The organism is Tistrella arctica, from assembly GCF_039630945.1.
Classification (GTDB): Bacteria; Pseudomonadota; Alphaproteobacteria; order Tistrellales; family Tistrellaceae; genus Tistrella; species Tistrella bauzanensis.
On sequence record NZ_JBBKTV010000018.1, the window covers coordinates 20393 to 47076 of the forward strand.

Here is a 26684-nt window from a genome sequence, read left to right on the forward strand (position 1 = left end):
GATAGCGGGCCGGCGACCTCAGCGGGTCGCCGGGGGGCGAGAGCGCCCGCCACCCTGATCGTGATGACCGGCCGGCGGGGCAACGGGTGGTTCGGGTCTGCAAAACGTCGGTATCGTTCGGCCAGGACCGCGCGATCAGGATACGGCCTGCCTGCATCGCGGGCCGCCGCCTTCGGGTGCCAGCGCCTGAAGCACGGCCAGCCCCGCGATCGCGGCGGTCTCGGCCCTGAGCACACGTGGCCCCAGACCGATCGCGGTCACATGGGGCCGCGCCCGCAGCCGATCAAGCTCGGCCGGGTCGAAGCCGCCCTCGGGGCCGACAAGCAGGCCGACCGGCGCGCCGGCAAGCCCGGCCGCAGCCATGGCGAGGGCCACACCCCCACCGGTCTCGTCGCCGAACAGCACCGGCATCGGCCCGTCGGCTGCCGCCGATGCCTCATTCTGCACGCGATCCAGCACGGCATCCAGCGGCGCCGCCTCGACGATCAGCGGCAGGCTCAGGCGTTCGCATTGCTCGGCCGCTTCCCGCGCGATCGCCGTCAGCCGGTCCAGGCGCAACCGGTCGACCACCGTCCGCCGGGTGATGGCGAAGCGGATCGCGGTCACACCAAGCTCGGTCGCCTTTTCCACCGCCAGTTCCACCGGGCCGCGCTTGACCGGCGCCATGATCAGTTCCAGCCGCCGCTCCGGTGCCGGCGCCCGGGTCTGGTGGTCCAGATCGACCGCGGCACCGCGCTTGCCGATCGCCACCAGCCGTGCCGCCCATTCGCCATCCCGGCCGTTGAACACCGCCAGCGCCGCACCGTCCTCGCGCCGCATCACCGCGCGCAGGTAATGCGCCTGATCGTCGTCCAGCACGATCCGCGCCCCGGCCGTGGGGGCGGCGAAGCGGTCGGCGTCGATATACAGTCGGGGCGCGTCGGCCATGAAACCTCCCGCTGAAAGCGGCCGCAGCCGCCTGATGAGTGCACCAGCTATACCGCCCTTGCGGCCCCGATTGAAGCCCCGGCCGCGCATGGCTGCTTCAACGCAGCGCTTGGCAGATCGCATCCGCCGGGCTACACCGGTCGACGGCAGATCCGATCATTCAGGGAGTGCGCGCCATGGCCGAACCGACAGCCAGGGCAGAGGCCGGCCACACCGACATTCATGCCGATCGCGGGCTGCTGCGCGTGCTTCCCGGTTCCGTAAAGCCTTACGCCCTGCTGGCCCGCTGGGACCGGCCGATCGGCTGGTGGCTGCTGCTGCTGCCGGGCCTGTGGGCGATCGCGCTGGCGGCGCCGGCCGGCGGCCTGCCGGATATCGGGCTGATGGCGCTGTTCCTGGTGGGCGCCATCGCCATGCGCGGTTTCGGCTGCACGATCAACGATCTGGCCGACCGGCATTATGATGCCCGGGTGGAGCGGACCCGCGGCCGACCGATCCCCAGCGGCCAGGTGACGCCGCGTCAGGCGCTGTTGTTCCTGGTGCCGCAGGGGCTGATCGGGCTGGTCGTGCTGCTGATGCTGCCGGTGCCGGCAGTCGTGATCGGCCTCGCCTCGATGCTGCTGATCGTGCCCTATCCGTTCATGAAGCGGATCACCTATTGGCCGCAGGCCTGGCTGGGGCTCACCTTCAACTGGGCGGCGCTGGTCGGCTGGGCGGCGGCCAGCGGCGCCGACACCCTGCCCGCCATGCTGCCCGGCCTGCTGCTCTATGCCGGCGGCATCTTCTGGACGCTGGGCTATGACACCATCTATGCCCATCAGGACCGCGAGGACGACCTGATGGTGGGGGTGAAATCCACCGCCCTCGCCCTGGGCCGCCGCACGAAGCCGGCGGTGGCGGTGTTTTATACCATCTTCTGGCTGTTCACGGTCGCGGCCGGGCTTGTCGCCGGCTTCGGCGTCGGCTGGGTGCTGGCGATGGCCTTCACCGGCTCTCACCTGCTGTGGCAGGTCCGCCGTCTCGACATCGACGACCCGGCCATGTGCCTCAGGCTGTTCAAATCCAACCGCGATCTGGGGCTGGTGCTGCTGGCCACGATCATTCTGGCCCGTCATGCCCTTGGCGGGGGGATGCTCCCCGGCCTCGGCGGATGAGATTGGCCACCGGCCGCGCCAGCAGCAGGGCCAGCGCCAGCAGCCAGCCGGCCGGCGCCATGTCGATGGTCGGCGGCAGATGCTCGCGCAGGATCAGGATGACCAGCACCGCCGCCGCCACCTTGACCAACTGCCGGTCGATCAGGTCCAGTCGCGACCACGCCGCCTTGATCCTTGCCGTCATGCCCGTCTCCGCCATGTCTCTCTTCCGAAGCCTGTCCACGATCATGATGCCCGTTGGCGTCCATGCGGCACAGTGCCATCCCATCCCGCACCATCCAACCCCGAGCGAGCCCGCAGCCCATGCCCTATGACAGCCTGCGCGACTTCATCGCCCGTCTTGAGAGCACCGGCCGTCTGGTCCGGGTGCGCGAGCCGGTATCGACCGTGCTGGAGATGACCGAGATCCAGACCCGGCTGCTGGCAGAGGGCGGCCCGGCGGTGCTGTTCGAACAGCCGCTGATGCCCGACGGACGGGTGGCGGAAATGCCGGTGCTGGTCAATCTGTTCGGCACGGTGGAACGGGTGGCCTGGGGCATGGACCGCGAGCCGCACCAGTTGCGCGGCGTGGGCGAGACCCTGGCCTTTCTGCGCCAGCCCGAGCCGCCGGGCGGCTGGCGCGAGGCGCTGGATATGCTGCCGCTGATGAAGACGGTGATGGCGATGCGGCCCAGAACCGTGTCGCGCGCGCCGGTGCAGGAGGTGGTGTGGCGCGGCGACGATATCGACCTGACCCGCCTGCCGGTGCAGACCTGCTGGCCGGGAGAGCCGGCGCCGCTGATCACCTGGCCGCTGGTGGTGACAAAGGGGCCGGGTGGCGACAAGACCGACGGCTATAATCTTGGCATTTATCGCATGCAGGTGCTGGGCCGCGACCGCACGCTGATGCGCTGGCTGCGCCATCGCGGCGGCGCCCAGCATCATCGCCGCTGGGGGCAGAGCAAGCGCGAGCCGCTGCCCGCCTGCGCGGTGATCGGCGCCGATCCGGGCACCATCCTGGCCGCCGTGACGCCGGTGCCCGACACGCTGTCGGAATATCAGTTCGCCGGGCTGCTGCGCGGCCGCAAGGTGGAACTGGTCGATGCGGTCAGCCAGCCGCTGAAGGTGCCGGCCACGGCCGAGATCGTGATCGAGGGCGAGGTCAGCCTGGACGAGTATGGCGACGAGGGGCCGTATGGCGACCACACCGGCTATTACAACAATGTCGAGCCGTTCCCGGTGTTCCGGGTGACCGCCGTCACCATGCGCCGCAAGCCGATCTATCTATCGACCTTCACCGGCCGGCCGCCGGACGAGCCATCGGTGCTGGGCGAGGCCCTGAACGAGGTGTTCATCCCGCTGATCCGCCAGCAATTCCCCGAGATCACCGATTTCTGGCTGCCGCCCGAGGGCTGTTCCTATCGCATCGCCGTGGTGTCGATGCGCAAGGCCTATCCCGGCCATGCCAAGCGGGTGATGATGGGGGTGTGGTCGTATCTGCGCCAGTTCATGTACACCAAATGGGTGATCGTGGTCGATGACGACATCAACGCCCGCGACTGGAAGGATGTGATGTGGGCGCTGTCGACCCGCATGGACCCGGCCCGCGACATCACCCTGATCGAGGGCACGCCGATCGACTATCTCGATTTCGCCAGTCCCGAGTCAGGCCTGGGATCGAAGATCGGCCTGGACGCCACCAACAAATGGCCCCCTGAGACCAAGCGCGAATGGGGCACCGAATTGCGCATGGATCAGGAGGTCGTCGACCGCGTCGACCAGATGTGGTCACGGCTGGGGCTGCCGGGGTCGGGCAAGGCGATCTGGAAGCCGAAGTAAGGACATCCATCATGTCCCTGGGCCACATCACCCATAGTTGACGCTACAACTTCACGCCCACATAGTGATGTGTGGCTTACCCGTAGTCGGGCAGGACTCCCAATCATCTTGTATGCCGAACACGCTTCTCCTGTATGCCGAATACGCTTCGCTCGTGGTTCTTGAGCCTCACAGGACCGATATACGCCCAGACACCGGTTGGGCAGTCGTGATCCGGGCTTCTACGGCAGTGGGCCAAGAGAAACTCTTATGACCAAAATTGTTGGGCTAGATAAACTACAAAGGAAACTCTCCGAAGCCCGCCGCGCTGCGAATGAGCTAAACGGTGATTTGGGGGCTGTTGAATTCAATCCTCGTGACGCAGCGAGCATCGAGGCAGCGATCCAATCTGCTGATCAATTAGTGGAGGATCGCGCTCGGCGCTACGCATCCAATCCCTTCATTGCGCCTTTGATTGAGCACATAAAGACAGCATCTCGGGAAGATATTCTACAACGGGCCGCCAAAGCAAGAATCGAGGATGATAAGTCCGAATGATTTCCGTAGATCTATTTTCTGAAATTGATAATGCGGTATTTGACCTTCAGTCCGCGCAGCTAAGAACATATGAGCGACCGCTGAAGAAACTCGCCAATTTACTGAGCCACCCAGATCTAAAATCATATAATACTGAATTGACTGAAGGTCTTAATTTAGATGATTTCATTAAAAAAAGCGAAGAAACTGGCGATGGAGATCGTCTCATATGGCCGGAAGAAATCGATAAAACCCTAGGAATTACTTTACTTTTAATAGACAAATTAGCTGGCAATCCAGAATACATGATCCAATTTGGCTACCGTTTTTTCGATTCCAGCAGCATAATAATATCTGGAATTCATGCCGCAACCAAGCAAATGATTACTCCTTTTGTTAGGGACTATAAGTCCTACATCAAACGCAGAGAAAAATCCGGAGGTACGATGGGGCGCACCATTTCACCCAAGGTCTTTATCGTCCATGGTCATGATGATGGTGCGCGTGAGGCAGTAGCCCGCTTCTTGGAACGTATCGGCCTGGAGCCTATCATCCTACACGAACAGGCCAATCAAGGACGGACCATCATCGAAAAAGTGGAGGCTAATGATGATGTCGGCTTTGCCGTCGTCCTGCTAACGCCCGATGACGAAGGACGTGCAAAAGGTGGCACCCTTGAGCCTCGAGCCCGACAAAACGTACTGTTGGAGTTGGGCTACTTCATTGGCCGCTTGGGCAGAGAAAAAGTGTGTACGCTCAAACGGGGCACGGTGGAGATCCCCAGCGACTTCGCGGGTGTCGTCTGGGGAACAATGGACAATGAAGGCGGCTGGAAACAGGTGCTGGCCCGGGAACTCCAGGCGGTAGGCTTTGACATCGACTGGAACAAGATCATGGGAACCTGATACGCACCCGTGCCTTGGCAGCTAGATGTCGATTATTAGAGATTCGACAACCGATGAAATAGGTAAAGCCCCGGTGCGGCCGCAGACGGGCTCCGGCCGGGGCCGCAGGAAGCCGTTGAACAAAGGTGTCACCCGCTCTAAATTAAGGCCGAAGGTCGACCTTCCGTCGAGGCAACCCAAAGCGGAAAACGATGAAGAACATCTATGAAGTCCGTAACACGACCGCCGAGCCCTCCCTGGTGGATGACATGCGGAGCTTCCTCGCCGCTGTTCCCAGGAGCGAGACCTACAGCCACCTCGCGAGCCGGCTTGAAAGCATGACCGGTCAGGTTCTGAAGGACGAGGCCGGCAAGCGCGCCGCCCATCGCTGACCCGGCCACGGCATCCCGCCCCCTCCCGTCGCCAAGCTGCAATCGCCGCATGATAGGCTGATCGCTTCCGCAACCGGTAACGATGGCCCCCATGCTTCGTGTTCTTCAGATCACCGACACCCATATCAGCCCGGCGAAGGCGCATTTCGCATCCAACTGGGCGCCGGTCGCGGCGATGGCCCGGGTGCTGCGACCCGATCTGGTGGTGCATACCGGCGACGTCACCGTCGATGGCGCCGATATGGCCGAGGACATGGCCCATTGCCGCGCGCTGATGGACGGGCTGGCGCTGGACTGGCTGGCGGTGCCCGGCAATCATGATGTTGGCAGCGAGGATCCCGGCCACCATCAGGCGGTGAATGATGAGCGGCTGGCGCGCTGGGACGCCCATTTCGGCCCCGATCGCTGGCTGCGCGAGGCCGGCCGCTGGCTGCTGCTGGGCGTCGACGCCATGCTGATGGGATCGGGTCATGCGCGCGAAGCCGAACAGGCCGCCTGGGTCGATACCGTGCTGGCAACCGCCGCCGCCGAGGCGCGGCCGGTGGCGCTGTTCCTGCACAAGCCGCTGTTCCTGAACGACCCGGACGAAGAGGATCGCGGCTATTGGACCGTGCCCGGTGCCGCCCGCGCGCCCTATCTGGCGGCGATCCGCGCCGGCACCATCCGGCTGGTGGCCAGCGGCCATCTGCACACCGCCCGGATCATCCGCCGCGACGACACCGTCTATGCCTTCGGGGCATCTTCGGGCTTCATCGTCGACAAGCTGGCCCCCGCCGACCTGCCCGGTGAAAAGCGGCTGGGCGCCACCCTGCACATCCTGGGCGATGACGGTTCGGTCGAGAGCCGGTTGCTCACGCCCGAAGGGCTCGATACCTTCGTGATCGACGACGTCGCCCACGAGGTCTATCCGCCGCACCGCTGACAGATCATCCGACATCTGGTCGATCATCAGGCCCCGGCGCTGGTGTTCGGCGGCACGTCGCCCCATATCCAGGACGTGCGGCGTCAGGGCGGGCGGTATCGGGGCGGTTCCGGCCCCGGCCGCGAGCCCCGGCGGCGCCGACCCGTGCCGCACCACCCGCGAGGACCAGATGGCCGATACCGAACTTGGAAACGCGCTCGACCTGCTCGACGACCTGATCGCCCGCGCCAAACGCGCCGGTGCCGACAGCGCCGATGCGCTCAGGATCGACGGCAAGGCCCTGTCGGTGCAGCGCCGGCTGGGCAAGATCGAGGAACTGACCCGGTCGGATGGCGGCGACCTGGGTCTGCGCGTGCTGGTCGGGCGCCGGCAGGCGATCGTCTCCACCGCCGATCTCAGGCCCGAAAGCCTGGATGCCCTGGCCGAACGCGCCGTCGCCATGGCCAATGCCGTGCCTGAGGACCGGTTCGCCGGACTGGCCGACCCCGACCAGATCGCCAGCGACATCCCGGCCCTGGACATCCATGACCCCACCGAGTTCACCGCCGAAGAGCTTCTGGGCTGGGCCGAGACCTGCGAGGAGGCCGCCCGCGCCGTGCCGGGGGTGACCAATTCCGAGGGCGCCAGCGCCTCGCAATCCCATATGATGATCGCCCTCGCCGCCTCGAACGGCTTCCGCGGCGCCTATCGCACCAGCCGCTTCACCGTCGGCGCCAGCACCATCGCCGGCGAGGGGCTGAACATGGTGCGCGGCCATGACTACACCTCGAAGCGCTTCGTGGAAGATCTCGACGACATCGCCACCGTCGGCCGCACGGCCGGCGAGCGGTCTGTGGAACGGCTGTCGCCGCGCCGGCCCAGAACCGCGCGGGTGCCGGTGATCTTCGACCGCCGGGTGTCGCGGGTGATGGTCAGCGCCATCGCCTCGGCGGTCAACGGCGCCGCGGTCGCGCGCGGCACCAGCTTCCTGAAGGACCGCATGGGCGAAAAGATCGCGAGCGACGCCTTCACCATCATCGACGATCCGTTCCGCCATCGCGCCCCCGCCTCTCACCCCTTCGATGGCGAGGGTATCGCCGGCGGCACGCTGACCGTGATCGAGGGCGGCGTGCTGAAAAGCTGGCTGCTGGATTGCCGCTCCGCCCGCCAGCTTGGCCTGAAGACCACCGGCCATGCCGCGCGCGGCGCCGGTTCGGCGCCAAGCCCGGCATCGAGCAACCTGTATCTGGCGCCGGGCGAGATCAGCCGTGCCGAGCTGATCCGCGAGATCGGCACCGGGCTGCTGGTCGACGAGCTGATGGGATCGGGGGTGAACGTCGTCACCGGCGATTTCAGCCAGGGCGTCGCCGGCTTCTGGATCGAGAATGGCGAGATCGCCTATCCGGTCAACGAGATCACCGTCGCCGGCCGGTTTCAGGATATGCTGATGTCGATCCGCCCGGCATCGGACCTGGAATTCCGCAGCGGCACCGATGCGCCGTCGCTGGCGGTGGAGGGGTTGACCGTCGCCGGCGCGTGATCTTCGCCGATGCACGCCCCCAGACCAACCGCCGGAGGGAGACAGCCCGCTTCATGACCGACAGCCTGCACGCCCTGCCGGAAGGCAGCCTGAGCCCCGATCTGCTGGACGACCGCATGCTGCTGGAGCGCGCCCTGCGCACCGGCGGCCGCATCGCCATGGAGGCGTTCTGCAAATCGCCGGTCAACTGGGACAAGGGCGGCGACAACCCGGTCAGCGAGGTCGATATCGCGGTCGACACCGTGCTGCGCGACCATCTGCTGCACGCCCGCCCCGGCTATGGCTGGCTGTCGGAGGAAAGCGTCGCCCATCTGTCGGAACGCGCCCGGCCGCGGGTGTGGGTGGTCGACCCGATCGACGGCACCCGCGCGTTTCTCGACGGCCGGCCGGAATTCACCATCTCGGTGGCGCTGGTCGAAGCCGGCCGGCCGGTGCTGGCGCAGGTGTTCAACCCGGCGACGGGCGAGTTCTTCGAAGCCGCCGCCGGCACCGGCTTCCGGATGAACGGTGCCGCCTGCCGGGTGGCGTCGGTGGCCGACCCGATGGCGGCGCGGCTGCTGGTGTCGCGCCGGGAGTTGCAGGAAAAGCGCTGGGGTCCGGGGCTGGACGGCAGCGCCGTGATCGCGCTGGGCTCGATCGCCTATAAGCTGGCGCTGGTCGCGGCCGGGCGGTTCGACGCGGCGGTGTCGCTGCGCCCCAAGAACGACTGGGACATCGCCGCCGCCGATCTGATGATCGCCGAAGCCGGCGGCCGGATGACCGATGCCCTGGGCCGCGATCTGGTCTATGCCCGGCCCGACAGCACCGAGCACCCGTCGCTGATCGCCGCCAACCCCGCTTTGCATGCGGCGCTGATGATACGGCTTGGCAGCGATCCGGCTGGCACCGTCGCCATGGCTGGCGTAGAACCGCTGGATTGAGGATCGGGCCGTCTGGCCTTGAACCTGCATCCGCCGCATCACCGCCTTCAACGGAACCCACCGCACCCCATGTCGCGTCGCCGGAAGTCATCGCCCCTGCCCGCCGGTGCCCCCACCAGCAAGGCGCTGGTCGCGCGCCTGTCGCGGGAGCATCTGAAGCCCTATTGGCGGCGGATCGCACTGGCGGTGGTGGCGATGGTGGTTACCGCCGCCGCCACCGCCGCCAATGCCTGGCTGATGCAGCCGGTGCTGGACGACGTGTTCCTGAAGCGCGACGAAACCATGCTGCTGCTGGTGCCGGCCGCCGTGCTGGCGCTGGCCGCGATCAACGGCTTCGCCACCTATGTCGAGCGGGTGCTGATGGAGCGCCTGGGCACCCGCGTGGTCGCCGATCTTCAGCACCGGATGTACAGCCGGCTGATGAGCGCCGACCTCGCCTTCTTCCACCAGACCGGCGCCGGGCGGCTGATCGCGCGCTTCACCCACGACGTGCAACTGGTGCGCAAATCCGCCGCCGCCGCCATGACCAGTCTGGCCAAGGAAAGCCTGACCGTGATCTTCCTGGTCGGGCTGATGTTCTGGCAGGACTGGCTGCTGGCGATCATCGCCTTCGTGGTGTTCCCGATCGCCATTCTGCCAATCTCCAGGCTGGGCCGGCGGATGCGCAAGGTGTCGGATCGCGCGCAGGATCAGGTGGGGCGGCTGACCGGCATTCTTGAGGAAACCTTCCTCGGCGCCCGCCACGTCAAGGCCTATGGCATGGAGGCCTATGAAGGCCGCCGCATGGGCCGCACGGTCGAGGAGATCTATCGCCTGACCGGCAAGGCCGAGCGCATCCGTGCCGCCGCCTCGCCGATCATGGAAACCCTGGGCGGTGTCGCCGTCGGGCTGGTGATCTTCTATGGCGGCGCGCAGGTGGTGGCGGGCGAAACCACGCCCGGCGCCTTCTTCTCGTTCGTCACCGCCCTGCTGATGGCCTATCGCCCGGCCAAGACGCTCGCCAATCTGAACGCCAACCTGCAAGAGGGGCTGGCCGCCGCCCACCGGGTGTTCGAGCTGATCGACATGCCGGTGCGCATCACCGACGCCCCCGACGCCCGGCCGCTGACCGCGTTGACCGGTGGCCCGGTGCGCGGCGCCATCCGGTTCGAGGATGCCCGCTTCACCTATGGCGAGGGCGCGCCGGCACTCGACGGCCTGACCCTCGACGTGCCCGCCGGCCAACGGGTGGCGCTGGTGGGCGCCTCCGGTGCCGGCAAATCCACCGTCATCAACCTGATCCCGCGCTTCTACGACCTGGATGGCGGCCGGTTGACCATCGACGGCGCCGATATCCGCGCCGTCACCCTGTCGTCGCTGCGTGCCGCCATCGCGCTCGTCTCGCAGGAGGTGACGCTGTTCAACGACACGGTCGCGGCCAATATCCGCTATGGCCGCACCGATGCCAGCGATGCCGAGGTGGAGGCCGCCGCCCGCGATGCCGCCGCCCATGATTTCATCACCCGGCTGCCGCAGGGCTATGACACCCTGGTCGGCGAGCATGGATCAAGCCTGTCGGGCGGCCAGCGGCAGCGGATTTCCATCGCCCGCGCCATGCTGAAGAACGCCCCGATCCTGCTGCTCGACGAGGCGACCTCGGCGCTGGATACCGAAAGCGAACGCGCGGTGCAGGACGCGCTGGCCCGGCTGATGGCCGGCCGCACCGTGCTGGTCGTCGCCCACCGGCTGTCGACGATCATCGATGCCGATCTGATCTGCGTGATGGATCGCGGCCGGGTGATCGAACAGGGCAGCCACAGCGAATTGATCGCCGCCGGCGGCGCCTATGCCCGGCTGCACGCGCTGCAATTCGCCGATCATGCCGAAGCCGCCGAACCAGCGGCCGACGGCAGCGCCCCCGCCTCACCCCCTCCCGCCTCATCCCCCATGCCGGGCCGCTGAACCGATGGCCGGGCTGATCAAACGCTGGCTGAAAAGCGAGACCGCCCAGCGCCTCGCCTGCCGGCTGGCCGCCGCCTATATCCGGCTGGCCCATGCCACCGGCCGCTTCGACGTGATCGGTGCCGGCCCCGCCAACGCCCGTTGGGATGCGGGCCAACCCTTCATCCTGGCCTTCTGGCATGGCCGGTTGCTGATGATGCCCTATGTCTGGCGGGCGGGCGTGCCGATGAACATGCTGATCAGCCAGCATCGCGACGGCCGGCTGATCGCCGACACCATCGCCCATTTCGGCCTGGGATCGATCGCCGGATCATCGTCGAAGGGCGGTGCCGCGGCGCTGCGCCAGATGGTCAAGGCGATCCGCGCCGGCCAGTATGCCGGCGTCACCCCCGACGGGCCGCGCGGCCCCCGCCAGCGCGCCAGCGGCGGCATCGCCAGCATCGCCAAATTGTCGGGCGTGCCGGTGATCCCGGCGGCGGTGGGCGTGCGCCGCAGGCGCCTGCTGGGCACCTGGGACCGGTTCATGGTGCCGATGCCGTTCAGCCGCGGCGTGTTCATCTGGGGCGAGCCCATCCATGTCGCCCGCGATGCCGATGCCGCAGCACTCGACCGCGCCCGTCAGGCGATCGAGGATGAATTGAACCGGATCACCGCCGAGGCCGACCGCGTGACCGGGCATGAGCCGCTGCCCCTGCCACCGCCGCCATCCGCGCCGGCTGCCGCCGCCGCCTCCCCGGATGCGGCACCATGACCGGATATCGCGCCATGACCGGGGCCGGCATCGCCCTTGGCCTCTATCGCGGCATCGCCCGGATCGGCGCGCCCCTGGTCGCCCGGCATCTGGACCGCCGCCGCCGCCAGGGCCGCGAGCATGACAGCCGCTGGCCGGAACGGCTGGGCCATGCCGGCCTGCCCCGGCCCGACGGCCGGCTGATCTGGCTGCATGGCGCCAGCGTCGGCGAAAGCCTGTCGCTGCTGCCGCTGATCGACCGCCTGCGCGCCGCCATTCCCGCCACGTCCGGCCCCGCCACCAGCTTCCTGGTCACCACCGGCACGGTCACATCGGCGCGGCTGATGGCCGACCGGCTGGCGCCCGGCGCGCTGCACCAGTTCGCGCCCGTCGACACCCCCCAGGCGGTCGACCGGTTTCTGAACCACTGGCGCCCCGATGCCGCCCTGTTCGTGGAAAGCGAGATCTGGCCCAACCTGCTCGACGGGCTGGATCGCCGCCACATCCCCCGCGCCCTGGTCAATGCCCGGATGTCTGCCACCTCGGCCCGGCGCTGGGCGGCGATGCCGGGGCTGGCCCGGCGGTTGATCGGCGGCTTTCGGCCGCTGCTGGCCCAGGATGACGACAGCGCCGCCCGGTTTCAGGCCGTGCTGGGCCGCCCGGTCGCAGCCCCCGGCAATCTGAAGGATGCGGCCGACCCGCTGCCCGCCGACCCGGCCGCGCTCAACGCCCTGACTACCGCCATCGCCGGCCGGCCGGTCTGGCTGGCCGCCAGCACCCATCCGGGCGAGGAGGCGCTGGTTCTGGCCGCAGCCCTTCGCCTGCGCGCCACATACCCCGATCTGCTGACCGTGATCGTGCCCCGCCATCCCGAACGGGGCGCCGCCATCGCCGCCGAGGCCGAGGCCGCCGGCTTCACCGTCACCCGCCGCGCCACCGGCGCCCTGCCCGATGCCGCAACCACCCTGTATCTCGCCGATACATTGGGCGAGTTGGGGGTTTTTTTCCGCGCAATCGCCATCACGTTTATAGGAGGCTCGCTTGTGCCGGTGGGCGGGCATAACCTGCTGGAACCGGCGCGGCTGGATGCTGCCATCCTGACCGGCCCGCATCTGGGCAATTTCACCAGCCTCGCCGCCCGCTTCCGGGCCGCCGGCGCCATGCTGGTGGTGGCCGATGCGGCCGGGCTGGCCGATGCTGTCGCCCGCCTGCTGGCCGATCCGGCGGCACGCAGCGACCTTGCCGCGGCAGCGGGCAGCGTCGCCGCCGAAGGCTCTGCCGGGCTTGCCCGGATCGTGGCAGCGGTTCTGCCGCTGGTCGATCCGGCCACAGCCGCCCCCGCGGCATCAGGAGAGGTCTCGTGAAGGCACCGGAATTCTGGGGACGCGACCCAACCACGCTCGACCGCCTGTTGATCGCGGCGCTGGCGCCGCTGACCCTGATCTTCCGTCTGGCGGGCAGCATCCGCCGGCTGGTGGTGCGCCCGGCCAATGCCGGGGTGCCGGTGCTGTGCGTGGGCAACCTCACCGCCGGCGGCGCCGGCAAAACCCCCACCGCCCTGGCCATCGCCGACCGGCTGCGCGCCCGTGGCCGCCGCCCGCATGTGGTGCTGCGCGGCTATGGCGGCAGCGTCCGTGGCCCAACCCTGGTCGACCCCATCGCCCATCGCGCCGATCAGGTCGGCGACGAAGCCCTGCTGATCGCCCGCCGCCTGCCGACCTGGGTGGCGCGTGACAGGGTGGCCGGCGCCCGTGCCGCCGCCGCCGCCGGCGCCGATATCGTCATTCTGGACGATGGCTTCCAGAACCCGTCGATCGACAAGGATCTGTCGCTGATCGTGGTCGATGGCGGCTATGGCTTCGGCAATGGCCGGGTGATGCCGGCCGGCCCCTTGCGCGAACCGCTGGCCCAGGGGCTGGCGCGCGCCGATGGCGTGGTGGTGGTGGGCGAAGACAGCGTCGATGTCGCCGCCCGCCTGCCCTTCGACCGGCCGGTGCTGCGCGCCGTCACCGTGCCCGGCCCGGAAACCCGCCGGCTGCGCAACCGCAAGGTCGTGGCCTTCGCCGGCATCGGCCGCCCTGAGAAATTCTTCGACACCCTGCGCGCCATCGGCTGCCGCATCGCCGGCAGTTGGTCCTTCCCCGACCACCACCCCTATGCCCCCGATGAAATCGCCCGGCTGGTGGAAGTGGCGCACCGCATGGATGCGGTGCTGGTCACCACCGAAAAGGATCTGGTGCGCCTGCCCCCCGAAGCCCGCGATCTGGTCGACCACCTGACCATCAGCCTGGAATGGCTGGATGCCGACCCGCTCGACCGCCTGCTCGACCGCATCGACCCCCGCAGCCCCCGCCCCGACCCGGTCCCCGGCCGGCCCTCGGTGCTCGATGGCCATGCCGGGCGCGAGGATGGCAACGGACGCCGCAGATGACCGCTCCCGACCACAGAACCGCCGGCACCGGCAGTCCTCACACTGGCAGTCCTCACACCGACAGGCCTCACACCGACAGGCCCGCGCCCGGCACCCCCGCCACCACCACCCCGCCGGCCTATGAAATCCCGCCGATGACCCCGCGCCGCTGGCTGGAAAGCCTGGGCGCGCGCGCGGCCTTTGGCTTCGCCCGCCTCATCGGCCTGGAACGCGCCTCGGCCACCGGCGCCTGGCTCGCCCGCACCATCGGTCCGCGGATCAAGGTCAGCCGCATCGCCCGCCGCAACATCGCCCGCGCCTTCCCCGATCTCGACCCGCCGGCGGTCGAGGCCATCCTGCGCGGCATGTGGGACAATCTGGGGCGCACCGCCTTTGAAGTGGTGCATCTCGACCGCTTCGACTGCACCGGCGCCGACCCCAGCCGGGTTGAGGTGATCGGCGGCGAGCACGTGTTCACCGCCCGCGACGACGACCGCCCCGGCATCTTCGTCTCAGGCCATTTCGGCAATTGGGAACTGGCCTCGCTCGCCGCCACCCAGCAGGGCATCGAGCTCACCCAGGTCTATCGCGCCGCCAACGACACCGCCGTCGAACAACTCATCCAGGCCTCGCGCCGCCGCGCGGGCGGCGCCACCGATTTCCTGCCCAAAGGCGCACGCACCGCCCGCGAAATCATCAAACGCCTCAAGGCCGGCGGCCATCTGGCCATGCTGATCGACCAGAAACTCAACACCGGCACCGCCCTGCCCTTCTTCGGCCGCGACGCCATGTCGACCACCGCCCACGCCGAATTCGCCGTCCGCTTCAACGCGCCCATGATCACCGCCCGCGTCGAACGCCTGCACGGCCCCCGCTTCCGCGTGATCATCGACCCCCCCATCGACCCCGCCCCGCTGCCCCACGAAACCCCCGACCAGGCCGCCGACCGCCTGGCCCGGCTGGTCAACACCCGCCTGGAAAACTGGATCCGCGCCCGCCCCGACCTGTGGTTCTGGGTGCATAAACGCTGGCCGGACTGATCCGGGCGGGGGGCGTGCTGCGGGCACGGTGGGGGCAAGACGTGGGAAGAGGCGGGAAGAGGCACGGGGGCCGCAGGCCCCCGTGGACCCCCGGGTGTGGGGGGATGGTGGTTGGGTGACCGGGAAGCGACGTGACTATACTGCGTGGTTTGGGGATCGCGGATCGCGATAATGGCGGGTCTCGATAGCGCCCCATCCCGTCGAGGAACCGCGCGTGACCAAGCCCCGGCCCGATGCGCCCCACGGCCCGCCTGCCACACAACGCCCCTGCCCGGTCGCAGCCCTGGCGGCGGAATGGGCCATCCTCGACGACCAGATCACCGGCACGTGGCAGCAGGACGACGCGGACCGCAGCCTCACCCTGGCCATGGACATCCGCCGCAACGCCACCATCGCCGAGGCCCTGACCATCCCGCCCGGTTCCGCCACCGGCGCCGCCTTCCAGGCCTATGCGGTTGGCCTGTCAATCGCCATCGCCAACGACCCGACCACACTGCCCGCCGACCGCAGCCGCCATCTCACCCAGGCAGCCGAGGGTGCACGTCATCTGACGCGCTATCTCACCACGAGCCGGCTGGCTGGGTGTCGGTAAGGCGGGTGCAGGATGGGGCGTAGGGCCGACGCAGGTCACGCCCCCGCGAGGGGAGCGACGCCGCCCCCGCGCCCGCGAAAATGGCGGGCATGGTTTCAATTCACGCCCCCGCGAGGGGAGCGACGGCCGGCCTGCACCTCGCGAACGATCGCGGCGTGTTTCAATTCACGCCCCCGCGAGGGGAGCGACCAAGGGCACACTGGCTGCGCTCGATCGCCACCAGTTTCAATTCACGCCCCCGCGAGGGGAGCGACCCTGCGCGATGCCGCGCCATGCACGCCACCCGGGTTTCAATTCACGCCCCCGCGAGGGGAGCGACGTCGGTACCGATCAGTCGACAATCAGCAAACTTGTTTCAATTCACGCCCCCGCGAGGGGAGCGACCACCTATGAGCTCGCCGGCTACCCGATGGTCGAGTTTCAATTCACGCCCCCGCGAGGGGAGCGACGACCGCCTTCACGGTCGACATCGACCTGGGTGCGGTTTCAATTCACGCCCCCGCGAGGGGAGCGACCTGAGGTCTGGATATACTATCGTGACCTTGACGGTTTCAATTCACGCCCCCGCGAGGGGAGCGACTCACCCCCCACTAATACCTTGATATTGCAGCCGGAAAAAGGCGGTTTCCGCGAACCTATTGCCGAAATCAGACTATAGCGTGTATGACGTGTCCTGTGAAAAATTAAGCTGCTGATTCAGAACGGTTTCTGGTTCCGCGAACCTCCCGGGGTTTTTGTGTGTGCTTGGGGTTCGCGCGGGCTGTGGCGCGCTCGGCCGATATGCTGCCGCATGGGGCCGCGAGATCGGGGCGCGGGGCGTTGCCGCCACCAGTGGTGGTTGTTGTGAACGGGCCCCCGGAGGGCATCATCTGGCCGGCGTGCACATGGCGCGCGAAACCGATCGGCGCCGATTGCGCGGAGCTATGTCACCCGGTGGACGACATCGCGGCCGCACACCTCAGACGGCCCCGCCTGCCGCTCGGCGACAGCCATCCGCTACAACTATTAGCTGTTCATAATGCCAAATAGCGTCTCTTCGGCTGTCGTCCCGGCTGTGGTTTGGGCAGTGCATCAATAAACCAACAACCAATACGAGTGCCGCACCCTCCGCACTCATCCGTACAAAAGAAGCACGCCCCACCCCGGGCGCCGGCGTCGGCTGGCCTTCCCAATGAGCCCCACGAGAAAGCGCACGGCAAGCCCACCGCCAATCAACTGCCGGCGGGCCCACCTCACGCCCCCGCGAAGGGAGCGACGGGCAGCGTGCGGGCAGTCGCGCAGCTCCAACACGTTTCAATTCACGCCCCCGCGAAGGGAGCGACTTCAGCTTGACCACACGCGCCCAAGATCCTACGTTGTTTCAATTCACGCCCCCGCGAAGGGAGCGACCGCCGGCCGCAACCTCGTTCTGGTCGGCGTGTCCGTTTCAATTCACGCCCCCGCGAAGGGAGCGACTCACCCCCCACTAATACCCTGATATCACACCTTAAAAAAGGCGGTTTCCGCGAACCCCCTCCGGGAGTCACACCTCCGCGTGCATGACATGTCGTTCAAAAAATTAACCCGCTGATTCGGAACGGTTTTCCGTTCCGCGAACCTCCCGGGGTTTTCATGTGTGCTTGGGGTTCGCGCGGGCTGTGGCGCACCGGGCCGATCAGCGGCCATGTGGGGCGGCTGAGCGATCCTCGACAACCAGATTGCCGGCACGTGGCCACTGGATGATGCGGCCCACAGCCGCGACGCCGCCATAGCCAAGGCCCGGCCCCTGCCCCCGGCTCCACCACCGCGCCGTCGATCTGGCCTATGCGGTCGGCCTGTCGATCGGCACCGCCCGGCCCGTTGGCGCCGTCATGGTCGCGTTGCAACTAAAGGCATAATTCCGCGTGGGAACCCAGACGGACCAGTTGCAGTGTCTCGGTGTCCGTCTTGCGGTAGATCAGCACCAGATCAGGCTTGATGTGACAGTCTCGATGATCCGCCCAGTCTCCGGCCAGTGCGTGATCGCGATGGCGTGGCTCCAGAGGGGCATCATTGGCCAAGGCTGTGATCACCGGGATGAGAACAGCATCAAACCCCTTCGCGTGCTGCCCTTTGGCCTCGCGCTTATAGTCTCAGCTGAATTGACCTGTCCGCTCAATCTGCCGCATGCAGATCGGCAATGAGGTCATCAATGCTTGTGAAGCGGGCGCCCTTGCCGGCCCGGGCGTCCTTCATGGCCTGAATGGTCGTGTCATTCGGTGCCCATGGCTCGAATGGCAGGGCCTTGTCGTGAGCGATACGGACAAGCAGCATCCGCACCGCATCGGAAACCGTCAAGCCCATCGCGGCCAGCACAGCCGCAGCTTCAGCCTTGATTTCGCCGTTCACTCTGGTTTGAACAAGTTGATTGGCGGCCATGTCGATCCCTCTCCATCTGTGCATGACAATGTAATTCACGACAAATCGGGAATCAAGGTGGCCTGTCCGGCGGCGACGGTGAATGGGCCGCTTCCTGGTCGTATCCTCACGGCGGAAGCGGCCCATTTCAGGTGCGGCGCGGGCGTGGTTGGTAGAGATGCGGGGCATGTTTCGGTGGGGGAGCGGCCGGCCCTACACGTCAACGGTGATCGCTTCTGCGGCGTTTCAAGTCACGGCCGGCGAAGGGAGCGACCCGGCTCGCGACGGTTCAACTCGTCTGCATTGAGTTTCAATTCACGCCCCCGCGAAGGGAGCGACCATCGGCCCATTGGCCCGTGACTGGCACGTGGCTGTTTCAATTCACGCCCCCGCGAAGGGAGCGACTACCTCACGCGCCCCTGCTGCGCCAAGTGCGCCAGTTTCAATTCACGCCCCCGCGAAGGGAGCGACCCGTCCGGCGCCTCGGCCAGCGCCAGGACGTGGCGTTTCAATTCACGCCCCCGCGAAGGGAGCGACCAAACCAAACCTGATAGCTACGATCGCTATCAGCGTTTCAATTCACGCCCCCGCGAAGGGAGCGACCACGTAGAGCGTCGATCCCGACGAGCGCATCATGTTTCAATTCACGCCCCCGCGAAGGGAGCGACGGCTGAGATCTGGGCGGACGGCGACCCACCGCATGTTTCAATTCACGCCCCCGCGAAGGGAGCGACTTTGCGCGTGTTTACGATTTCGCACAGGTTTTCGGTTTCAATTCACGCCCCCGCGAAGGGAGCGACTCGCCCCCCACTAATACCCTGATATCACACCTGAAAAAAGGCGGTTTCCGCGAACCCCCTCCGGGAGTCACACCTCCGCGTGCATGACATGTCGTTTAAAAAATTAACCCGCTGATTCAGAACGGTTTTCCGTTCCGCGAACCTCCCGGGGTTTTCATGTGTGCTTGGGGTTCGCGCAAGGCCGGGGCATCCGCGCCCATGGTTGCGGCGTGGGGCCACGAGATGGGGGTGCGGGGGCCCGCGGCCCCCGTGCCTTCCCTCTGAAAACCGTGCCTTCCCTCTGAAAACCGTGCCTTCCCTCTGAAAACCGTGTCTTCCCTCTGAAAACCGCGCCCATCCCAGCGCCCCGGCCGGCATCAGATCGCGGTGTTGGCGGGGCCTTTCAGGGCCAGGATCTGGCGGGCGTCGGCGGGGGTTGCGATCTCCAGCGACAGGGCGTCGAGGATGGTTCGGATGCGGCGGACCTGTTCGGCGTTGGAGCGGGCGAGTTGGCCGGGGCCGGCATAGAGGTTGTCTTCCAGGCCGACGCGGACATGGCCGCCGATGGCGGCGCCGATGGTGATCAGGCGCATCTGGTGGCGGCCGGCGCCGAGGACGGAGAACTGATAGTCCTGGCCGAACAGGCGGTCGGCGGTGTGTTTCATGTGCATGAGGTGCGAGGGGTCGGCGCCGATGCCGCCGAGCACGCCCAGCACGAACTGGATGAAGGGGGTGCCGGTGACGAGGCCCCGGTCGCGGAAATGGGCGAGCGCGTAGAGATGGCCGACATCATAGCATTCGAATTCGAAGCGGGCGCCGTGGTCGCGGCCCAGGCGTTCCAGGATCTGTTCCATATCGTGGAAGGTGTTGCGGAAGATCGAGCCGCGCGTTGCCTCTAGAAGTTGTGGCTCCCATTCGAATTGCCAGTTTTGGTAGCGATCGGCGAGCGGGAACAGGCCGAAATTCATCGAGCCCATGTTGAGCGAGCACATTTCCGGCCGGGCCTGAAGCGGCGCCGCCAGCCGCTGATCGAGGGTCATCAGCGAACTGCCGCCGGTGGAGATGTTCAGCACGGCATCGGTGGCGGCGGCGATCGGTGCCAGGATCTGGCGGAACACCGCCGGGTCGGGGCTGGGGCGGCCGTCGGCCGGGTCGCGGGCATGCAGGTGCAGGATGGCGGCGCCTGCCTCCGCCGCCTCGATCGCCTGGGCGGCGATGTCTTCCGGGCGCCAGGGCAGATGCGGGCTCATGGTCGGGGTGTGGATCGAGCCGGTGACGGCGCAGGTGATGATGACCTTGGGGGCTGCCATGGCGGGGGGCTCCTGCTTGGGGGATCGCGACGGGGTGGCTCAGATGACCGGGGAGTCAGGCCGACCAGGGCAGCGACAAGTCGCGGGCGAGGGCTTCGAGCGTGTCGGTGAAGATCGCCATGATCTCGTCGATCTGGGCTTCGGTGACGATCATCGGCGGGCAGACCAGCACGTGGTCGCCGTCGATGCCGCCCCGGGTGCGGCGCGAATACAGGATCAAGCCGCGATCGAAGGCCAGATCGACCATGCGGGCATGGGCGTTCAGCGCGCGCGGCAGCGTCGCCATCGTCTCAGGGTCGGAAACGAACTCCATGGCCAGCAGCAGGCCCCGGCCCCGGACATCGCCGATGAAGGGGAAGCGCCGCTTCAGGGCTTCGAGCCGGGCTTTGAGCAGACCGCCCATGCGCGCGGCATTGCCGATCAGGTCGTGGGTGTCGATTTCATCCAGCACCGCCAGCCCGGCGGCGGCGGCCAGCGGGTTGCCGGCATAGGTGAAGCCGTGCTGGAAACCGCCGGCATCGAGCACCGGCCGCACCAGTTTTTCAGACGCGATCATGGCGCCCAGCGGCGCATAACCGGCGCCCAGCCCCTTGGACAAGGCGATCAGATCGGGGGTGATGCCCCAATGATCGCCGCCCAGATAGCGGCCGGTGCGGCCGGCGCCGCACATCACCTCGTCATGGATCAGCAGCACGCCATGGCGGTCGCAGATCTCGCGGATGCGCGGGTAATAGCTGTCGGGGGCGACCAGCGCGCCGGTCGAGGCACCGCCGATCGGCTCCATGATGAAGGCGAGCACGGTTTCCGGGCCCTGCCGGCGGATTTCCTCATCAAGCATATCGGCATAGCGCCGGCCGCGCGCCGCCATGTCGAGCCCGTCGCGGTCGAGATAGGCGGTGGGCGCGGCGATCTTGGGGCTTTCATGCATCATCGGCGCGAAGGGCGTGGTGAAGGCGGCATGGCCGGTGACCGCCAGCGCACCCATGGTGCTGCCGTGATAGGAGGGGAAGCGCGAGATGACCTTGTAGCGGCTGCCCTGCCCGGTTGCCACCGCGTGCTGACGCGCCAGCTTCAGGCAGGATTCCACCGCCTCGGACCCGCCCGAGACGAAGAACACCCGGTCGAGCCCGGCGGGGCAGCGCGCGGCCAGCGCCGCCGCCAGATCCTCGGCGGGCGCGTTTTCGAAATGCAACCGGTAGATGAAGGTGGCCTGGTCCATCTGGCGCTTCATGGCATCCAGCACCCGGCGGTTGCCATGGCCGATATTGACCACCATGGCGCCGCTGGAGCCGTCGATCACCCGGCGGCCATGCTCGTCCCAGATATAGATGCCCTCGGCGCGGGTGGCCATCGGCCGGCGCTGGCGCGCCTGATAGAACAGATGCGAGGGCGGGCGGTTGTCGCCGGCGGTGGCGGGGGCGGTGGCGGGTGGGATGGTCGTCGGCGCGGGGGTCGGCATCGCAGGGGCTCCACGAAACGTGCTGAAATTATGACGTGACTTTATATTTGCATTACTTCAGCCGCGGCTGAGATGGTGGTCCAGAACATTGGCCGTCACCCGCTCGACCATCGGGTCACGGCGCAGCAGGCCGGCCACCCATTCGCAACTGCCGGCATGGAACACCTCGCCGGCGCCACGCCGGAAATGCACGATCATGCCGGCGCCGCGCTTGATGCGGTCGACCGCCGGGCGATCAGATGCGCCGGTCAGGATCTCGGCGGCGAATCGGGCATCGGCATCGCTGAGGAACTGGTCGTCGGCGGCGATGTCGGCGCTTTCCTCGATCAGCGACGACAGGCCCAGCGCCAGGATCTGCACGCCATCGGGCACCGCCTCGGCGCCGGACGGCTCGGGCAGGCCGTTGCGGATCACGTAATCCAGCCCGTCGACCTCATAGCCGAAGACATGGGATGCCGCCCCCAGCAGGTCGCCGTAATACAGCCCCGTGCCGGCAAAGGCCCAATGCTCGGGGCGATAGACCGGAAAGCCGCGCACGCCGCGCGGCGCGCAGCCGCCCCAGCCGACATACAGGCCCCGGGTGGCATTCAGCCCGAAGGTCAACGCCCCCGGCCGGCCGATCTCGGCGGCTTCCCACGAGGTGGTGACCAGGGCTGTGCCCCGCAGCGGATCCTCGGCGCGGGCGCGGTATTTGTAGCAGACCTGGGTGCGGCCCTGATCCTCCAGCCGGGTCTGCCACATGAAGTTGCCGGCGAACCGCGCCACCCGCCCGCCGGCCTCGACATAGGCGTCGACGGCATCGCGCATGCCGGCCGTCCAGTATTCGTCATGCCCTGAGAACACCACACAGTCATAGCGCGACAGGATCGCCGGGTTGAATTCCAGATCGTGCTGGCTGGCCAGGTCGACCGCATAGCCGGCCGCTTCCGCCCATTGGAAGAAATGCCGGTCGTAACTGGCCCAGCCGGCCGAAGCGTATTTCTTCGAATGGCCGGTGGCATAGGCCCATTCCATATGCGGATAGCGCGGCGGCATCGCCGGCGGCACCTCGACATCGACCGGCACGCGCGGGGCATCATCGGGCAGCACCACGAAGCCCCGGCAGAACGGCCGGTCCAGGCTGACGCGCGGCGCATACTGGTTGCGCGCCGGGCCGGTGATGCCCTGATAGTGATTGGACCCGCCCCAGGTGTTATAGGCGGTCCAACTGCCGGTGGCGGCCACCTGCAACACCCGCCCCGGCAGATGGGCGCCGCCGCCGGCGGTGACGATGAACAGATGATGGCACAGGATCGGCCGGCCATCGGCGCCATCGGCCGTCAGGGTGACGCGATAGGCACCCGACCGCCAATCGCCCGGAATGGCCAGCCGGTGCGCCACCGGCCAGCCGCAGCCGGTGACCGAGCATTGATCGGGGGTGTCGTGATGGCGCGCAGGCAGGCCGTCTTCCACATGCACCACCTGCAACGCGGCACCGTCGCGGGCGATTTCCATCCGATAGCGCGGGGCGGTGGCGCTGACATGGAACGCCACCACATCGCCCGGCGCATAAGACAGCCGGTCGGTATAGCACCAGATCTCGCCCCGGGCGCCATCCATGCCCGGATATTCATAGGTGTGGCCCAGCACCGCGATCCGCCGCTGGGCGGGGGTGAGGCCGAATTCGGGCCACGACACCGGGGCGGCGGCGGGGCGTGCGGCATCATCGGGATGCGACATCAGGCGCTTCCTTGCAGACGGTCGGAAGAGGTGGCGGTGATTGTGGGGAGCCGGCCAGAGGTCGGCCGGCCAGCGCTCAGCCGGTCAGATACTTGCGCAGGAAGCCGCGGGTGCGGTCCTGACGGGGGGCGCGGAACATCTCGTCGGGCGGGCCTTCCTCGACCACCACGCCGCCATCCATGAACAGCACCCGGTCGGCGACCTCGCCCGCGAAGCGCATTTCGTGGGTGACGATCAGCATGGTCATGTGCTCGGCGGCGAGCTGCTTCATCACCAGATTGACCTCGTCGACCAGTTCGGGGTCGAGCGCCGAGGTCGCCTCGTCGAACAGCATCACCTTGGGCTCCATGGCCAGGGCGCGGGCAATCGCCACCCGCTGCTTCTGACCGCCCGACAACCGGGACGGATAGGTGTCCATCCGGTCGCCCAGCCCCACCTTGTCGAGCAGGCCGCGCGCCAGATCGCGGGCCTCCGCGGTCTTCATGCCCTTCAGCAGCATCGGCGCCAGAGTGACGTTCTGGGCGACGGTCAGGTGCGGGAACAGATTGAAGTGCTGGAACACCATGCCCATCTGCTGGCGCACCGCGTTGATATGGCGCTCGAACGCGGCCCCGGTCAGCGGCGCGTTGACCTGAATGCCATCCAGGAAGATCTCGCCGTCATTCAGGGTTTCCAGATGGTTGATCGCCCGCAGCAGCGTGCTTTTGCCCGACCCGCTGGGGCCGATGATCGCGATGATCCGGCCGCGATCGACGGTGAGGTCGATGCCCTTCAGCACCTCCAGCGCGCCATAGCGCTTATGGGCGTTGCGGACCTCGACCATCGGCCGGGTTCCGGTGGCGGGCGTTGCGGTTGTGTGGGTGGCGGTTGTCGGGGTCATCGGGTTGCCTCCACGCGCCGTTCCAGCCGGCGCAGACCGGCTTCCAGGACCAGGTTCAGAACGTAATAAAGTGCTGCCGCGACGATATAGAACTCGAACGGCCGATAGGTTTCGCTGATCGCCAACTGCGCCGTGTGGACCAGTTCGGCGACGCCGATCACCGATACCAGCGCCGACTCCTTCAGCAGCGCGATCAGGTTGTTGCCGATCGGCGGCATCACGCTGTGCACCGCCTGCGGCACGATGATGTGGCGGAAGCTCTGGAAGCGGCTGAGCCCCAGGCTGCGCGCGCCCTCGTTCTGGCCCGGATCGACCGCGGCCAGCCCGGCGCGGATGATGTCGGCGTTATAGACCGCGAAATGCAGGCCCAGGCCGATGATCCCGGCCACCAGCGCCGGAATGTCGATGCCGATCTGCACCAGCCCGAAATAGATCAGGAACAGTTGCAGCAGCAGCGGCGTGCCCATGAACAGCCAGGCGAACAGCCTGACCGGATAGCGCAGGAACCACGGGCCATACATCACCGCCAGCGCCAGTGCGATGCCGCCGGCGAAGCTGACCGCCGAGGCGGCGACGGTCAGCACCGTGGTCCAGATCACCCCTTGCAGCAGCAGCCCGGCATAGGGCGGCACCACACTGAAATCGAGCCCCTCCATGTCATCTTCCTCCGTCAGTCGATGGCATAGCGGCGGTCGAGCCAGGCGATCAGGCGCAGGGCGCCATAGATCACCACCATGTAGAACAGGGCCGCGATCGCGAACATTTCGAATGGCTTATAGGTGGAGCCGATATAGCGCTGGGCGGTATAGGTGAGCTCGACCAGCGAGATCGCCGAGACCAGGGCCGAGCCCTTGATCAACGCCACCGCATTCACCCCCAGCGGCCGGATCATCAGCCGCGCCGCCTGCGGCAGCACCACATGGGTCATGGTCTGGCGCCGGCCGATGCCCAGGCTGCGGGCGGCTTCCACCTGCCCCCGGGCGACAGCCAGAATGGCGCCGCGGATCGATTCGGTCATATAGGCGCCGATATTGACCCCAAGCCCGATCACGCCGGCAACGAAGGGGTCAAGATTGATCCCGATCTGCGGCCCGCCGAAATAGAGCACGAACAACTGGATCAGGCAGGGCGTGCCCCGGAACAGGCTGACATAGGCCGTGCCCAGAAACCTGAGGCCCGCCCATCGCGACAGCCGGGCGGCGGAGCCCAGCGCCGCCATGACCAGCCCCAGCGCCAGCGCCAGGACCGAAATCTGTACCGTGGTCCAGGCCGCCTCCGCGAAATACGGAAACACCCGGATCATCAGCTCGACATCCATCGGAGATGACCTCGACAGTCGTGGGCCGCGACGATGATGGCATCGGCAGGACGGGACGCGCCCGCCCCGCCCGCCGGATCAGTCCCGCCCAGCCGTCACCGGATGTCGGCGCCGACCCATTCCATGGCGATCGCCTTATAGGTGCCGTCGGCCATCATCTCGTCGAGGGCCGCCTGCATCGCGGCGGCAAGCTCGGGATTCTTCTTGTTGATCGCGATGCCGATGGCGACGCTGCCGCCCTCGATATCCGGGGTGTCGAGCTGGCGCAGCTTCGCCCCGTTCTCCTTGATCGCCACCCGCACGGGGATGTTGTCGGCGATGATCGCCTGCACCCGGTCGGCCTGAAGTTCCAGCAGCAGTTCGGGCAGGCCCTTATAGGTGCGCACGCTCCAGCCATCCTGGGTGCGCGCCCATTTCTCGTGGGTCTCGCCCAGAGTGACGCCGACGGTTTTGCCCTTGATGTCGGCCAGCGACTGAATATCCGAGCCCTCGGCCACGAACACCGCGCGGCCGGCGTGATAATAGGGGCCGACGAAATCGACCACCTTCTCGCGTTCCGGCGTGATGGTCATGCTGCCGACGATGGTGTCGTATTTCTTCGCCAGCAGCCCGGCCAGAATGCCGTCCCATGCGGTGGTGACGATCTCGCCCTCGACACCGATCCGGCGCGCGATCTCGCGGCCGATCGAGGCGTCGAAGCCCACCACCTCGTTCTTGTCATTCACGAAGTTGAACGGCGGATAGGCGCCGCTCATCGCGATCTTCATCACGCCGTCCTGCTTGATCCGCGCCAGTTGGTCGTCGGCCGCGGCCACGCCGGCGCTCATCACCAGCGCCATGCCGGCGGCAAGGACGGAGGACAGAAATCTGTTCATGCCGGGTCTCCCTGGGGTCGATGCATTGATGCCATATCCGCGGCCCGGCGCCCTGTCGCCTGCCGGCCCGGTTTCCCCCAGGGCCTTGCCGCCGCGTCCATCAAAGGGTGCGGCCGGAACTCCCATTGATCAAATAGATATGGAAAATACAGAAGATAGATTTGAAGAATGCTAAGCTGTGCCCTTCGCCACCCACCACCGCC

24 protein-coding genes, 1 pseudogene and 2 CRISPR repeat arrays are annotated in these 26684 nt (G+C 67.3%); of the genes and pseudogenes, 14 read left to right on the plus strand and 11 right to left on the minus strand.

Annotation, left to right across the window (positions count from 1 at the left end; all coding sequences use genetic code 11):
- Positions 1–135 precede the first annotated feature (135 nt).
- Entirely contained in the window at positions 136–927 is a 792-nt protein-coding gene (locus tag WG924_RS26275) for a 16S rRNA (uracil(1498)-N(3))-methyltransferase (protein ID WP_345936000.1), read from the minus strand.
- Between the two features lie 176 nt (positions 928–1103).
- Here WG924_RS26275 and ubiA point away from each other — a divergent pair, with 176 nt between their 5' ends.
- On the plus strand, positions 1104–2081 hold the full coding sequence (gene ubiA / locus WG924_RS26280; RefSeq protein ID WP_345936001.1) for a 4-hydroxybenzoate octaprenyltransferase: 978 nt from the start codon (positions 1104–1106) through the stop codon (positions 2079–2081).
- On the opposite strand, the gene WG924_RS26285 is transcribed toward ubiA, so the two are convergent.
- Positions 2026–2265 carry a hypothetical protein gene (locus WG924_RS26285; RefSeq protein WP_345936002.1) on the minus strand — a complete coding sequence of 80 codons (240 nt, stop codon included), beginning with the start codon at positions 2263–2265 and terminating at the stop codon, positions 2026–2028. The genes ubiA and WG924_RS26285 overlap by 56 nt on opposite strands.
- A gap of 119 nt (positions 2266–2384) precedes the next feature.
- On the opposite strand from WG924_RS26285, the gene WG924_RS26290 reads away from it, so the two are divergent.
- From WG924_RS26290 to WG924_RS26350, 13 genes are all read left to right on the plus strand, one after another.
- Positions 2385–3899, plus strand: a complete 1515-nt coding sequence (locus WG924_RS26290) for a UbiD family decarboxylase (protein ID WP_345936003.1) — start codon at positions 2385–2387, stop codon at positions 3897–3899.
- A 249-nt stretch (positions 3900–4148) separates the two neighbouring features.
- On the plus strand, positions 4149–4436 hold the full coding sequence (locus WG924_RS26295; RefSeq protein ID WP_345936004.1) for a YuaX family protein: 288 nt from the start codon (positions 4149–4151) through the stop codon (positions 4434–4436).
- Positions 4436–5320 carry a TIR domain-containing protein gene (locus WG924_RS26300; RefSeq protein ID WP_345936028.1) on the plus strand — a complete coding sequence of 295 codons (885 nt, stop codon included), beginning with the start codon at positions 4436–4438 and terminating at the stop codon, positions 5318–5320. Before WG924_RS26295 ends, WG924_RS26300 begins: the two co-directional genes overlap by 1 nt.
- 191 nt (positions 5321–5511) lie before the next feature.
- A complete protein-coding gene (locus WG924_RS26305; RefSeq protein ID WP_345936005.1) occupies positions 5512–5691 on the plus strand; it encodes a hypothetical protein in 180 nt (59 codons plus the stop codon).
- 91 nt (positions 5692–5782) lie between these two features.
- A complete protein-coding gene (locus WG924_RS26310) occupies positions 5783–6613 on the plus strand; it encodes a metallophosphoesterase family protein (RefSeq protein ID WP_345936006.1) in 831 nt (276 codons plus the stop codon).
- A 169-nt stretch (positions 6614–6782) separates the two neighbouring features.
- Positions 6783–8132, plus strand: a complete 1350-nt coding sequence (locus WG924_RS26315; RefSeq protein WP_345936007.1) for a TldD/PmbA family protein — start codon at positions 6783–6785, stop codon at positions 8130–8132.
- A 53-nt stretch (positions 8133–8185) separates the two neighbouring features.
- Positions 8186–9052, plus strand: a complete 867-nt coding sequence (locus tag WG924_RS26320) for a 3'(2'),5'-bisphosphate nucleotidase CysQ (protein ID WP_345936008.1) — start codon at positions 8186–8188, stop codon at positions 9050–9052.
- A 69-nt stretch (positions 9053–9121) separates the two neighbouring features.
- A complete protein-coding gene (msbA, locus tag WG924_RS26325) occupies positions 9122–10993 on the plus strand; it encodes a lipid A export permease/ATP-binding protein MsbA (protein ID WP_345936009.1) in 1872 nt (623 codons plus the stop codon).
- A gap of 4 nt (positions 10994–10997) precedes the next feature.
- The gene (locus tag WG924_RS26330; protein WP_345936010.1) at positions 10998–11744 is read left to right on the plus strand and encodes a lysophospholipid acyltransferase family protein; all 747 of its coding nucleotides are present in this window, start codon (positions 10998–11000) and stop codon (positions 11742–11744) included.
- Positions 11741–13087, plus strand: coding sequence for a 3-deoxy-D-manno-octulosonic acid transferase (locus WG924_RS26335; RefSeq protein ID WP_345936011.1), 1347 nt, complete (start codon positions 11741–11743; stop codon positions 13085–13087). The genes WG924_RS26330 and WG924_RS26335 overlap by 4 nt, the downstream gene beginning before the upstream one ends.
- Complete coding sequence (gene lpxK / locus WG924_RS26340) at positions 13084–14154, plus strand: tetraacyldisaccharide 4'-kinase (RefSeq protein ID WP_372044845.1); 1071 nt, start codon at positions 13084–13086, stop codon at positions 14152–14154. The genes WG924_RS26335 and lpxK overlap by 4 nt, the downstream gene beginning before the upstream one ends.
- Positions 14151–15173: a lysophospholipid acyltransferase family protein gene (locus WG924_RS26345; RefSeq protein WP_345936012.1), complete on the plus strand. Its 1023-nt coding sequence runs from the start codon at positions 14151–14153 to the stop codon at positions 15171–15173. The genes lpxK and WG924_RS26345 overlap by 4 nt, the downstream gene beginning before the upstream one ends.
- Positions 15174–15387: 214 nt before the next feature.
- A complete protein-coding gene (locus tag WG924_RS26350) occupies positions 15388–15765 on the plus strand; it encodes a hypothetical protein (RefSeq protein WP_345936013.1) in 378 nt (125 codons plus the stop codon).
- A gap of 27 nt (positions 15766–15792) precedes the next feature.
- Positions 15793–16346: direct repeats of the CRISPR family, unit length 32 nt.
- A 1284-nt stretch (positions 16347–17630) separates the two neighbouring features.
- On the opposite strand, the pseudogene WG924_RS26355 reads toward WG924_RS26350, so the two are convergent.
- The 9 genes and pseudogenes from WG924_RS26355 to WG924_RS26395 form a co-directional block, all read right to left on the minus strand.
- Positions 17631–17912 (minus strand): annotated as a pseudogene (locus WG924_RS26355) (type II toxin-antitoxin system YafQ family toxin).
- On the minus strand, positions 17899–18162 hold the full coding sequence (locus WG924_RS26360; protein ID WP_345936014.1) for a type II toxin-antitoxin system RelB/DinJ family antitoxin: 264 nt from the start codon (positions 18160–18162) through the stop codon (positions 17899–17901). Before WG924_RS26360 ends, WG924_RS26355 begins: the two are co-directional and overlap by 14 nt.
- Before the next feature lie 286 nt (positions 18163–18448).
- Positions 18449–18941: direct repeats of the CRISPR family, unit length 32 nt; unit sequence GTTTCAATTCACGCCCCCGCGAAGGGAGCGAC.
- Between the two features lie 356 nt (positions 18942–19297).
- The gene (gene kce, locus WG924_RS26365; RefSeq protein ID WP_345936015.1) at positions 19298–20230 is read right to left on the minus strand and encodes a 3,5-dioxohexanoate:acetyl-CoA acetone transferase; all 933 of its coding nucleotides are present in this window, start codon (positions 20228–20230) and stop codon (positions 19298–19300) included.
- 55 nt (positions 20231–20285) lie between these two features.
- A complete protein-coding gene (locus WG924_RS26370) occupies positions 20286–21689 on the minus strand; it encodes an aminotransferase family protein (RefSeq protein WP_372044847.1) in 1404 nt (467 codons plus the stop codon).
- A gap of 57 nt (positions 21690–21746) precedes the next feature.
- Positions 21747–23408, minus strand: a complete 1662-nt coding sequence (locus tag WG924_RS26375; RefSeq protein WP_345936016.1) for a N,N-dimethylformamidase beta subunit family domain-containing protein — start codon at positions 23406–23408, stop codon at positions 21747–21749.
- 76 nt (positions 23409–23484) lie between these two features.
- The gene (locus WG924_RS26380) at positions 23485–24231 is read right to left on the minus strand and encodes an amino acid ABC transporter ATP-binding protein (protein WP_345936031.1); all 747 of its coding nucleotides are present in this window, start codon (positions 24229–24231) and stop codon (positions 23485–23487) included.
- 53 nt (positions 24232–24284) lie between these two features.
- Positions 24285–24944, minus strand: coding sequence for an amino acid ABC transporter permease (locus WG924_RS26385; RefSeq protein WP_345936017.1), 660 nt, complete (start codon positions 24942–24944; stop codon positions 24285–24287).
- 14 nt (positions 24945–24958) lie between these two features.
- A complete protein-coding gene (locus WG924_RS26390) occupies positions 24959–25606 on the minus strand; it encodes an amino acid ABC transporter permease (protein ID WP_345936018.1) in 648 nt (215 codons plus the stop codon).
- Between the two features lie 95 nt (positions 25607–25701).
- Positions 25702–26481: an ABC transporter substrate-binding protein gene (locus WG924_RS26395; RefSeq protein WP_345936019.1), complete on the minus strand. Its 780-nt coding sequence runs from the start codon at positions 26479–26481 to the stop codon at positions 25702–25704.
- Positions 26482–26684: the final 203 nt, after the last annotated feature.